The sequence below is a fragment of the Nitriliruptor sp. genome (genome assembly GCF_040882075.1).
Taxonomy (GTDB): domain Bacteria; phylum Actinomycetota; class Nitriliruptoria; order Nitriliruptorales; family Nitriliruptoraceae; genus Nitriliruptor.
Genome location: NZ_JBBEBZ010000226.1, coordinates 1 through 10,023 on the forward strand (window position 1 = coordinate 1; position 10,023 = coordinate 10,023).

Annotated in this window: 15 protein-coding genes and 2 pseudogenes; 11 read left to right on the forward strand and 6 right to left on the reverse strand. The window is 70.2% G+C overall.

Annotation, left to right across the window (positions count from 1 at the left end; genetic code table 11):
• Window positions 1-308 precede the first annotated feature (308 nt).
• The 4 genes from WEB03_RS16280 (at window position 309) to WEB03_RS16295 (ending at window position 3,855) form a co-directional block, all read left to right on the forward strand.
• The gene (locus tag WEB03_RS16280; protein WP_368071972.1) at window positions 309-536 is read left to right on the forward strand and encodes a DUF433 domain-containing protein; all 228 of its coding nucleotides are present in this window, start codon (window positions 309-311) and stop codon (window positions 534-536) included.
• 219 nt (window positions 537-755) lie between these two features.
• Window positions 756-1,346, forward strand: a complete 591-nt coding sequence (locus tag WEB03_RS16285) for a type IV toxin-antitoxin system AbiEi family antitoxin domain-containing protein (protein ID WP_368071973.1) — start codon at window positions 756-758, stop codon at window positions 1,344-1,346.
• Window positions 1,343-2,227 (forward strand): nucleotidyl transferase AbiEii/AbiGii toxin family protein, encoded by an 885-nt coding sequence (locus tag WEB03_RS16290; protein ID WP_368071974.1) that lies wholly within the window; start codon window positions 1,343-1,345, stop codon window positions 2,225-2,227. The genes WEB03_RS16285 and WEB03_RS16290 overlap by 4 nt, the downstream gene beginning before the upstream one ends.
• Window positions 2,228-2,697: 470 nt before the next feature.
• Window positions 2,698-3,855: a tyrosine-type recombinase/integrase gene (locus WEB03_RS16295; RefSeq protein WP_368071975.1), complete on the forward strand. Its 1,158-nt coding sequence runs from the start codon at window positions 2,698-2,700 to the stop codon at window positions 3,853-3,855.
• A 6-nt stretch (window positions 3,856-3,861) separates the two neighbouring features.
• Here WEB03_RS16295 and WEB03_RS16300 read toward each other — a convergent pair.
• Window positions 3,862-4,671 (reverse strand): annotated as a pseudogene (locus WEB03_RS16300) (tyrosine-type recombinase/integrase); the annotation flags it as partial.
• A 263-nt stretch (window positions 4,672-4,934) separates the two neighbouring features.
• Between WEB03_RS16300 and WEB03_RS16305 the strand changes: the two are divergent.
• Together WEB03_RS16305 and WEB03_RS16310 are read left to right on the forward strand one after the other, a co-directional pair.
• Window positions 4,935-5,510, forward strand: coding sequence for a hypothetical protein (locus tag WEB03_RS16305; protein WP_368071976.1), 576 nt, complete (start codon window positions 4,935-4,937; stop codon window positions 5,508-5,510).
• Window positions 5,507-6,211, forward strand: a complete 705-nt coding sequence (locus WEB03_RS16310) for a hypothetical protein (RefSeq protein WP_368071977.1) — start codon at window positions 5,507-5,509, stop codon at window positions 6,209-6,211. Before WEB03_RS16305 ends, WEB03_RS16310 begins: the two co-directional genes overlap by 4 nt.
• On the opposite strand, the gene WEB03_RS16315 is transcribed toward WEB03_RS16310, so the two are convergent.
• The 3 genes from WEB03_RS16315 to WEB03_RS16325 form a co-directional block, all read right to left on the reverse strand.
• On the reverse strand, window positions 6,125-6,490 hold the full coding sequence (locus WEB03_RS16315) for a DUF5615 family PIN-like protein (RefSeq protein WP_368071978.1): 366 nt from the start codon (window positions 6,488-6,490) through the stop codon (window positions 6,125-6,127). The genes WEB03_RS16310 and WEB03_RS16315 overlap by 87 nt on opposite strands.
• Window positions 6,487-6,639 (reverse strand): DUF433 domain-containing protein, encoded by a 153-nt coding sequence (locus WEB03_RS16320; RefSeq protein ID WP_368071979.1) that lies wholly within the window; start codon window positions 6,637-6,639, stop codon window positions 6,487-6,489. Before WEB03_RS16320 ends, WEB03_RS16315 begins: the two co-directional genes overlap by 4 nt.
• 89 nt (window positions 6,640-6,728) lie before the next feature.
• Window positions 6,729-6,875 (reverse strand): hypothetical protein, encoded by a 147-nt coding sequence (locus WEB03_RS16325; protein WP_368071980.1) that lies wholly within the window; start codon window positions 6,873-6,875, stop codon window positions 6,729-6,731.
• 192 nt (window positions 6,876-7,067) lie between these two features.
• Here WEB03_RS16325 and WEB03_RS16330 point away from each other — a divergent pair, with 192 nt between their 5' ends.
• The 4 genes and pseudogenes from WEB03_RS16330 to WEB03_RS16345 all read left to right on the forward strand — a co-directional run bounded on the left by WEB03_RS16330 (window position 7,068) and on the right by WEB03_RS16345 (window position 8,454).
• Complete coding sequence (locus tag WEB03_RS16330; RefSeq protein ID WP_368071981.1) at window positions 7,068-7,352, forward strand: hypothetical protein; 285 nt, start codon at window positions 7,068-7,070, stop codon at window positions 7,350-7,352.
• 59 nt (window positions 7,353-7,411) lie between these two features.
• Window positions 7,412-7,546: pseudogene (locus tag WEB03_RS16335) on the forward strand (DUF433 domain-containing protein); the annotation flags it as partial.
• A gap of 177 nt (window positions 7,547-7,723) precedes the next feature.
• On the forward strand, window positions 7,724-8,158 hold the full coding sequence (locus WEB03_RS16340) for a type II toxin-antitoxin system RelE/ParE family toxin (protein WP_368071986.1): 435 nt from the start codon (window positions 7,724-7,726) through the stop codon (window positions 8,156-8,158).
• On the forward strand, window positions 8,155-8,454 hold the full coding sequence (locus tag WEB03_RS16345; RefSeq protein ID WP_368071982.1) for a helix-turn-helix domain-containing protein: 300 nt from the start codon (window positions 8,155-8,157) through the stop codon (window positions 8,452-8,454). The genes WEB03_RS16340 and WEB03_RS16345 overlap by 4 nt, the downstream gene beginning before the upstream one ends.
• Window positions 8,455-8,727: 273 nt before the next feature.
• On the opposite strand, the gene WEB03_RS16350 is transcribed toward WEB03_RS16345, so the two are convergent.
• Both WEB03_RS16350 and WEB03_RS16355 read right to left on the reverse strand, forming a co-directional pair.
• A complete protein-coding gene (locus WEB03_RS16350; RefSeq protein WP_368071983.1) occupies window positions 8,728-9,213 on the reverse strand; it encodes a hypothetical protein in 486 nt (161 codons plus the stop codon).
• A complete protein-coding gene (locus WEB03_RS16355; protein WP_368071984.1) occupies window positions 9,210-9,482 on the reverse strand; it encodes a hypothetical protein in 273 nt (90 codons plus the stop codon). The genes WEB03_RS16350 and WEB03_RS16355 overlap by 4 nt, the downstream gene beginning before the upstream one ends.
• Window positions 9,483-9,686: 204 nt before the next feature.
• Between WEB03_RS16355 and WEB03_RS16360 the strand changes: the two genes are divergently transcribed.
• Window positions 9,687-9,947, forward strand: coding sequence for a hypothetical protein (locus WEB03_RS16360; RefSeq protein ID WP_368071985.1), 261 nt, complete (start codon window positions 9,687-9,689; stop codon window positions 9,945-9,947).
• Window positions 9,948-10,023 lie beyond the last annotated feature (76 nt).

Below are 10,023 nucleotides of genomic sequence, written 5' to 3' on the forward strand. Positions count from 1 at the left end.
GCTGGCCGCCCTGGTGACGATCACCGCGCTGGCGTTCGGCCTGCGGTGAGCTCGGTGCGGGCGCAGCGGTAGACCTAGCGGCCTGAGGACATCGTCGATCGGTCAACGGATCCGGTAACTGAGGATCTGTGCCAGGAGCCCGGCCACGTCGGTGGCCGGGCTTCCGGTTGTCCGGGCACGCTCAGGAGGCTCGGGCCCGCCCGTGGCGCTCGTTCAGGTCGTTACCTGACCGGCTCCCGGTGACGGCTCACCGGGGCGGAGTACGCTTCGGAGGCTGCTGACGCTGCTCGGCGGCTTGGGAGCCGACGATGACCTACCAGCGGATCACCGCCGATCCCGCGCAGATGGCCGGTCATCCCTGCATCCGCGGGCTACGCATCTCCGTGGCGACCATCCTGGCGATGCCCGCCGACGGGATGGACGTCGCCGAAATCCTCGAGGCCCATCTCGATCTCGACGCCGACGACAACGAAGCGTTGCGCTACGCAGCGGTCGCGGTGCGAGAACGTGAACTGCCGCTGCGCGTCCATGCGTGAAGCTGCTGCTCGCGCGGGCAGCCGCCGTCCTGTCGGCCAGGCAGTGCTGCTGCTCGCCAACCAGCCCGTCGTCGCAGAAGGCCTCGCCCGCGGCGCCCGCGTGGCCTTCGAGGACACGCGCGTTCGCGTTCGCGACCTGCCGATGTAGCCTGCCACGAGCTAGGGTTCTGCATACAGACAGGGGTTATGTGTCTACGAAACCCTACCTAGGAGACGGTGGTGGTGGGTCCACAGTCGACGCTGCAGCGGTTGCCGTCGGCGTTTCGCTGGACGCAAGCGCGCGAGGCCGGCCTGACCGACCCTGCCCTCCAGCAGCTGGTGCGCGACGGCGTGCTCGACCGGATCGGTCACGGCGCGTATGTGAAGGCCACGGCGGGGCCAGTTGACTTCGACCTGGTTGAGATCGCGCTCATCTCCGAGGCCGCAACCCTGTGCCTGGCTACGTCCCTTGCGCGCCACGACCTCACCGATCAGATCCCGAGCCGGCTCGAGACCGCCATCCCGCGTGGCAAGCGCTCACCCAAGACCGTCGTGCCGGTGCGCTGGCACCACTTCGCCCCCGAGACGTTCGAGATCGGCCGGGAACGGTTCGCCGTGCTCGACCAGCTCCAACTCGGGATCTACAACGCCCAGCGGTCGATCATCGATGCCTACCGACTACGACACCACGAAGGTCCGGAACTCGGACGCGAAGCGTTGCGCCGCTGGCTCGACCGGCGCGGTTCCCAGCCCGGCGAACTGCTGCAGATGGCCCAACACTTCCCCAAGGCCACCAGACAGTTGCGCACCGACCTCGAGCTGCTGCTGTGACCTTCCAGGACCCCGCAGCCGACATCTACCGGGCACTGCAGCGGCACGGACGCGCGCACGGCCGGCCCACCGACGAACTGCTCCACCTCTACGCCCTCGAAGGCTTCCTCGCCCGGCTGGCCACACACGAGCACCGCGATCGGCTCATCCTCAAAGGCGGCATGCTGCTCGCCGCCTTCGGCACCCGCCGACCCACTCGCGACGTCGACCTGCAGGCCCAAGAGCTCGACAACGAAGCTGAGCACCTCCGCGAGCTGGTCGCCGACATCGCCGTGATCGCCATGCCCGACGGTCTGCAGTTCGACACCAACACCATCAGTGCCGAGATCATCCGCGACACCGACGCCTACGCCGGCGAGCGCATCTCCCTCGACGCTGCCCTGGCGACCGGCCGCATGCAGCTCAAGGTCGACATCAGCGTCGGCGATCCCATCTGGCCCGCACCGACGGAGGTTGCCATCGACCGGCTCCTCGACGGCGACCCCATCCGGCTGCGCGGCTACCCGCTGCACATGGTCTACGCCGAGAAGCTCGTCACCGCGATCCAACGTGGCACCGCCAGTACACGCTGGCGCGATTTCGCCGACGTCTACCTGCTCAGCCGCCAGCACGACCAACCCGCTCAGGCCCTGCGCGCCGCGATCGTCGCGGTGGCCGAGTACCGGCAGGTCACGCTGGCTCCCCTGCGTGACGTGCTTGCCGGCTACCCCGAGATCGCCCAAGCGAAGTGGGCCGCATGGCGCCGGCGTCAACGATTGGACGACCGCCTACCTCCGGACTTCGGCGACGTGCTCGACCACGTCATCGCGTTCGCCGACCGCATCATCGACGACAGCACTCCCGCCGGAACCTGGCGAGCTCACACCGCAGAGTGGCGCTGATCGCGCCTGCAGATCGGCACTGCCCGCCGCAGGTGATCGACTGCCCGCTGCCCGCCCGCGGGCACGATCACGTAAGGAGCAGCTCACCGTTGACCAGTCATTCACGGCTACTCCGAGGAGCGCCGCGGCCAACACCGTGAGTACGAGCCCCACTGATGAAGGTGCGACCCCGGTGACCAACAACCGCGGGGCGCGTCAGTACAGCGTGGCCACTGGCGACGCCCCGGCCATCCTCGACGTTCTCGGGGACCAGTAGCGCGATCTGTCAGAACTCTGCTGCTGACGAGGACGACGTCGTCGCGTCGACACGGGCGGTGGGCACGTGCCCTCAACGTGCCCGCGGTCGTCCACAGTTGCTCGGTCGTCGTCCTGGGATCTGCCGCACCGGGCCGTACGGTGTTGCGCACGACGGTCCGGAGGTCCACGATGGTGAGGCGAACCATCGATGTGAACTCGGGCGGGGCGGCAGCGTGAGACGTTTCCCGCGCGACGCCGACACCGAGCGGCTGCTCGACGACTTCCTGGCCCACCAGGAGGCCGTCCTCGGCATGTCCGGTTTGACGGTGCGCAACCACCGTTCGAGCGTCCGCAACTTCGCCGCGTGGTGGCGTGCGAACGGCGGGGCTGATCACCGGTCGGTCACCGTGGCCGACCTCGAGGCGTGGCTCATCGCCGAGGCCGAGTCAGGTGCGAGCGCTCGGACCCGCGAGGGGCGGCTGTACTCGCTCCGGGCGTGGTTCCGTTGGCTCGACCCCGACGGGCTGAACCCGGCCGAGCAGGTCCGCCGGCCCCGCATCCCGCCGTCACGAGTACGGATCTACCGGCCGGACGAGGCGCACCACATCCTCGCGACCTTGGCGGCACGGGGCGGGGTGTCCGCGGCGTTCGACCACGCGGTCATCGCCACGCTCCGGTGGACCGGCATCCGGCGCAGCGAGCTGACCGGGCTGCGCTACGACCGTCTCGACCTCGACGAGCGCCGGGCCAAGGTCGTCGGCAAGGGCTCCAAGCCGCGGACCGTGCCCCTGCCGGTGCCGCTGGTCGAGGTCCTCGGCCGCTACCTCGCCGACGTGCGACCCCGGTGTCCGGCCTCGCCGCTGGTGTTCGCCAACCCGCGGGCGGTGGCAGGCAGCGGACGCGAGGGGACCACCGACGACCAGGGCGTCCGGGAGCTGTGCGCCCGTGCCGGCAGGCGGGCCGGGGTCCCTGGCCCGCACCACCCGCACCGATGGCGCCACAGCTACGCCACCGAACTGCTCCGCGGTGGGATCGACCTGCACGTCGTCCAACGGCTGCTCGGCCACACCAGCCTCGAGACCACGACCCGCTACCTGCACCTGCTCGATCACGACCTACGGCGCGCCATCGATCGCACCTACCCACCGCGGGCCCGGCCCCTGCCGCCGGCCCCGACCTGCGGTCAGCAGCTCAGCCTGGCCAACCAGCTCGGCGAGGGATGCGACGGTTCCTCCTCACCTGTCGGTAGCGGACCCGATGACGGAGCGGGCGACGGGCTCGAGCGCGTCCGGGTCCCAGACGTCGTAGACCCGGTCGACGGCGTCGCGCAGCTCCGCATCGACGAGGTGGAGGTAGCCGGCCGTCGTGCCCACCTTGACGTGCCCGAGTAGCCGCTGCGCGGAGTGGACGTCGACGCCGGCACGCAGCAGCTCGGTCGCGAACGTGTGCCTCCACCTGTGGGGGTGGTGCGGCCCCGCGACCCCCGCCTCCTCGCCGCGGTCGCGGATGACGCGGCGGATGACCGTGGGGGAGATGCGGCCCACCCACCGGCCGCTCGGCTGCGACCGTGGCGACGCGAAGAGCCAACGCGACGGCGGGCACCTCGGCCGCGTCCGCTCGAGGTAGTCCGCCAGGTGTCGACGAAGGTCCACGGCGAGCGGCAGCACCCTCGGCCGGCCGCCCTTGCCGACCACCTGGAGGCGGCGCTCGGCGAGATCGACGGTCGCCGTCTCGATCGACGTCAGCTCGGTCACCCGCAGGCCGGTGTAGCGCAGCGTCGATAGGACGGCCGCCTCGACCTGTCCGGTCACTCCGCCGTGAGCGTCCGCCACCTCGAGTATGCGTTCGATGTCCGCCGGGTCGTAGGGGCTGATGTCGCTCGGCGGGACGCGGGGGGTGCGCACGCGCGTTGCCGGGTTGTCGTCGCGGTCGGGGAGCCAGTCGTAGAACGAGCGCAACGCCGCGATGCCGAGGCGGCGTGTCGCTGGTGCTCGCCCCGACCGCATCTGCGCACCGACCCACGCTTCGATATCGGCGACGCTCGCCGCGACGAGAACATCGTGGCGTTCGTCGGCCAACCAACGGCTGAACTGTCGCACGATGGCGGTGTAGGTCTGTGTGGTCGTCGCTGCCAACCCTCGGACACCGCGGAGGTACGCGCCGTAGGCGTCGACGAGCGACACGGGAGAGTCGGGAGCCAGGTCCATGGACACCAGCTTGCCGCGGGGGCTGTACCACCTCGGTCCGAGCGTCGCCGGAGCTGTGGAGGACGGTGGACCTGGATCGCCCCCGTCGCCATGACCGGATCTCCGTGGTCACGGGGGAACAGACGCCGTCAGGCGGCCCCCGTGTGATTGCGTTGGGAAGAAGACGCGCTGCGACTGGGACACCACGGGTAGCTGGCCGGGGACGCCGCGGCACGCACGGCCCTCACGTACTACACTCGCGTTAGCCGACGTTAGGAGCAGCCGTGGCCATCGCCGAGCTCGACAGGATCGCCGAACTGGCCAGCGTCCGCGGCATAGAGCTGTCCGAGCTCGCCGACGTGCTCGAGGGGCTGCCTGAGCGGCCCCACGGTCGTCTCGCCGCCGCCGAGCAAGACGTGCTGGCGGCCCTGGGCGTCGGCCCGGTCGAAGAGGCCCCGACCCGTCCGGTTATGGCCGGGGTGCTGCGCCGTCGGCAGCTCGAGAACGCCGCTCTGACGACCGGGCAGGTCGCCGAGCTGCTGGACCGTGACCCGTCGCGGATCCGCCAGCGGCTGGACGGGCCGCGCCGCTCGTTGCTGGGGTTCCACCGCCAGTCCGTCCTGCGCGAGTGGCTGCTGCCCGCGTTCCAGTTCGAGCTCGGCGTCCACGACCAGCCCGGCTGGGCGGCGCTGCTGCAAGCGCTCCCGCAGACCGATGAGACCTCCCCGACCGCGCTGGTCGCGTGGCTGACCAGCCCATCCACCCACCTGGGCGGCCGGTCGCGGGCGCAGGCGCTGGCCGACGGCTTCGACCCGCAGATGCTGGTCGCTGAGGCCACCACCTTCGGCATGCCCGCGTGACCCAGGGACTGCCCGACGTCCCTGACACCCTGCCCGCCCTGGCGGCCGAGCACATCGCCACCGTGACGCCGGGGTGGCCCCTGGTGCGCATCCACGACCTGGCCGGTCGGTTCCCCCGCGAGCCCCACGAACCGCGCTGGTTCGGCCCGCACCCGGACAAGGGCCGGTTCGACCACCACCCGGACGGACGACCACGCGACCACGCGCCCGACCACGGGGTCATCTACACCGCCAGTGACGACCCGGCAGCGCCGCCCAGCCCACCGGCCGCCGCTGGGGTGATGGCGCCCGGGAACGCGCTCGACGTCGCCCTGGCCGAGTTCGTCCAAGCCGACACCGAACTGGTGATCACCGCGGGGCTGACCCTGACCGTGGTCGCTCCCGCCGCACCGCTGCAGCTGCTGGACGTGCGCACCTCGTGGGGACAGGCGACCCGGGCAGGCACCCACCTGTCCACCGCTGCGCACCACCGCACCCAGCCGTGGGCCCGTTCGATCCGGGACGCCTACCCGCACCTGCACGGGATCCTGTACGTGCCGGCGACGGGCGGACGCGCCGTGGCCACCGCACTCAACGAGACCGCAGCCGGCGCGCTCGCAGGTGGGCGGGTGCTGCTATCGCGGCGACTGGCCGACCCGGCGATGCTTGCGGTCGTCGAGGCCGTGGCCGAGCGCCTGCGGTTCGACGTGACGGTGGCGTAGCTGACCCGTGGCCGGTGTCTTCAACATCGCCCGTGGGGACTGATGGGCGAGTCGGATCACCAAGATCCCGGCGTGGGTGCCTGATGGCTCAGCGCGGATGTCACCGAGGCCACGATCGAGGGTGAGTAAGAGCCGCCGGGCGGCTCTGGCGCCGGCGAGGACCGCTGGGTCCGTGGCACCCTGAAGGCCCTCGGCGCGTGCGGTGTCCACGTCGTGGCCGACGACCTTCAGCAGCGCGATAACCGAGTCAGGCAGGTTCTCGTCGAGCTTGACCCTCACGGAGCCGCGACAGCCGGGTACTCATCCCGAGCCAGTTCGGCGCCGTAGGCGGCAGCAGCTTGGATGCCGTCGACGGTCAGTGTGGGGTACTCGAGGCGGATCTTGCCCTCGGTCATGCCGTCCGCCAGAGCGTCCAAGATGATGCTCACCAGCCGAGCTTTACGTCGCTCAACGAGATCTGTCGCCGCTGCGGGAACAGTTCCTGATCGCCGAGGCGGACGAGGTCGCCAACGCCGTGCTACGCATCGTCGAAGATCACGTCGCCGTCCCGCATGCCGACGGTGTCGCCGCACCGCCCATCGTCGCGCTCGACCTGCTTGAGGCCGGCGACCCGCGAGCTATCGAGGCTGGCCGCCAGCTGTTCGCCCTTCTGGTGCAGGCGCACCGTGGCTGATGGAACGGTCCGCGCCGATGCACCTGTGGCCCTACCGGTCCACGGCACCGCTGGGTAGCTGTGGGCGGCCCTGCTCGACCTCGCCGACGCCGAACCCCGTGGCTGGACGCTCGTGGGGGCCCTCATGGTCATGCTGCACGAACTCGACCCGTCAGCTCCTCGCCCTCGGCTGGACCCTCGACGATGGGCAGGTCGATCCAGTACCTCCCGCGACCGAACCTCCTCGGCGCGCTGGTCATCAAGTCGTGTGCCGCCAGCCACGACCGCACCGCCGCCACCGGTCGGCACCGCGAAGACCTCGCTCGCCTCTACTCGCTCGTCATCGACCCAGTCGGGCTCGCCCAGGACGTCCGCGAGAAGGACCAGCAGCGCCTCCGGGGCGCGCCCGAGCCCTCCTGGGAGATCCTCACCGACCCCCTCACGCGCGCTTCGGCGCAGCTGGCCCACCGGCGCCTCGCCGGCATCTGATCGTCCCGAGTGTCCGCACGCCGGAGCGGCACCGAGCGCCTCCGCCGAACCAACGTCCAGTGGCCGGTCAGCCCTGCATTCGCGGGCTCCGTATCCCCGTGGCGACCATCCTGGCGGTGCTCGCCGACGGGATGGACATCGCCGAGATCCTCGATGCCTACCCCGACCTCGAAGCTGCCGACATCAACGAGGCGCTCCACTACGCCGCCGAGGCGCTCGTCGACTACACCCACGTCGCCCTCGACGACCTGCGGGTCCACGTCGACGGCCGTGGAGCTGACAGGCCGCCATCCGCTTCTCGAGCCGGGCCACGCGCCGAGGGTCCGCTCAGCGACGGACCCTGGTGGCAGGCGTACAACGAAAGAGTTATCATGCCATGGCGGGTGTACACCGCCGGTGAACAGATCGGGACGTGGATCGCCGGGCTGACCGACGAACAGCAGGATGCCGTACTCGCCGCGATCGAACTACTCGAAGAACACGGCCCAGCGCTGGGGCGGCCGATCGTCGACAAGGTCCACGGTTCCCGCCACCACAAGATGAAGGAGCTTCGCCCGACCAAACTCGCCGAGACGGTCTTGCGCGTGCTCTTTGCCTTCGACAGCGAGCGGCGCGGCGCACTGCTGATCGGCGGAGACAAGGCCGAAGAAGGACAGTGGAACCAGTGGTACGACACCTGGATCCCGATCGCGGATGACCTACTCGACCAGATCGAAGAACGGCTCACCGAGGCTCGGGAAGCTGCCAACACCGCGAAGACCTCCAGGACCAAGGGCAAGAAGAACAAGAAGGGAGGCCGGCGATGAACGTCGATCAACTACGCGCGAAGGTCGACAAGGACCCGGGCCGCCGGCAGCACGTTGAGCAGCTCAAGGACCAGATGCGTCGCGAGCTGCGGCTCGAGGAACTACGCACCCGCCATCAGGTGACGCAGCAACAGATCGCCGACATCCTCGGGGTCAGCCAAGCGCGGGTGTCCAAGCTCGAGCATCAGGGCGACGCGCGCCTGTCGAGCCTCCAGGCCTACATCGAGGCACTTGGCGGCCATCTCGAGATCACGGCCGTGTTCGAAGAAGAACGCATCCCTCTCCAGGCTGGATGACCCTGTGGGTGCCAGAAGCCCGGCCGTGGGGGTTATGCGGCGTTTCGGTACTCGTTGATGAGGCCGTCGCAGCGGGGGCGTCGCGTGACGTCGGCCGTCGACGGGGGTGGCGTCTCGGGGGCCGGGGCCGGTGGTCGCTGCTGGAGCGACCGGTGGGGACGGTGCCGGTTGTAGTGGTCGATGTAGTCGGTCACGAGCCGGTGGAGCTGCGCAGGCAGCCACGTTCGCGATCGAGCTCGGCCGCTACCGCACCGACGACCTCCCCGAAGAGGCCTACCGGCAAGGCGAGCAGCTGTGCCGCCGCGGCCACACCCCGAAGTTCGCCGCGCGGATGGTGATCGCCCTCCACCGCCGCTGACCGGTTGCACGCACCGCCGGCGCGGGACGGTCCTCAGCACTCGACCCGCGTCCGCCGAACCTCGCGCAGGGCGCGGACCGGTTGGCCAGCACGGGCGCGTCCTCGACACTGGTGACCCACACCTGCCCGTCGTCGATACGGCCCGGCGCGGTGTACGCCAGCTTGTTGCGTAGGGCGATCGCTGGCGCGAACCCGCCGGCCGCACGCGTGATCCCGAGCACGGTGCTGTGGTTCTTGAGGCGACTCCCGGCCACTATCCAGAGGTAGCGGAGATGGGCGCGGCGGTCGGCCTCGAGGTCATAGCGCTCGCGCCCTTCGCCAGTCAGCTCAGAGATGCGTGCGAGCGCATCCTCTGCCGCCCAAAGCTCGATGCGCGCCTGGCGTCGTTGCTGCGGGGTCACGCCGCGTTGGTGTCGGCAGTGCCGACCGGCCGGCCAGGGTTCGCGTCTGGAGCGCCCGAGGGCACCACGTCGGGGCGCCACCCCACGCTGCCCTGGACATCGTCCTCGAAGGAGACCACATCGAAGTAGGTCCGACCTTCATCGACATCGACGATGATCTCGCCGGGTCCGTCCCCGTGCCGCAGGTCGGACAGGCCGTGCTTGGCGGCGAAGTGAGCGAGCAACTGATGTGCAGCATCCACCTCGCGCGCTTCCGGTCGCTCGAGCACCACAATCACCTCCTACCCGACGTCGTCAGCATACGGGCACTGCGCCTGCGCGTGACCGTCGGACTCGACAGTCCTGGGAGATCAGCGACATCGCGCGACCAACTGAACACGAAGCGGGCGGTCGTCCACAGCCGCGCGGTCGCCGTCCTCGGGTCTGTCGCACCGGGCCGTACGGTGTTGCGCACGGCGGTCCGGAGGTCCACGATGGTCAGCGAACGCCAGGCGTTGAGCGCTTGGCAGGCATCGCTCGAGGAGGCGATCGGCGTGGATGAGGCGGCGATGGTCGTGGACCGTGTCGGTGCGGTCGTCACGCAGTCGGCCCTCGATCGTCAGAGCGTCGAGGTCGACCGCAAGCTCGAGTCGCTCGCCAACCGGCTGACGGCAGCCTGGCGGCGCGACCTGCTGCTGATCGCCGTCCCGCAGTTCATCGCCCTGACCGCCATCCTCGTCGGTGTGGGTCGCTGAGGCGAACCATCGACGTGAAGCCGGGCGGGGCGGCAGCGTGAGACGTTTCCCGCGCGACGCCGACACCGAGCGGCTG

What these genes read in the sequence shown, in the direction of transcription:
- WEB03_RS16280 (WP_368071972.1), top strand. Translation starts at nt 309, where the DNA reads ATGACCTACCAGCGGATCACCGCCGATCCCGCGCAGATGGCCGGTCAT.
- WEB03_RS16330 (WP_368071981.1), top strand. Translation starts at nt 7,068, where the DNA reads ATGGGCAGGTCGATCCAGTACCTCCCGCGACCGAACCTCCTCGGCGCG.
- WEB03_RS16340 (WP_368071986.1), top strand. Translation starts at nt 7,724, where the DNA reads ATGCCATGGCGGGTGTACACCGCCGGTGAACAGATCGGGACGTGGATC.
- WEB03_RS16345 (WP_368071982.1), top strand. Translation starts at nt 8,155, where the DNA reads ATGAACGTCGATCAACTACGCGCGAAGGTCGACAAGGACCCGGGCCGC.
- WEB03_RS16360 (WP_368071985.1), top strand. Translation starts at nt 9,687, where the DNA reads ATGGTCAGCGAACGCCAGGCGTTGAGCGCTTGGCAGGCATCGCTCGAG.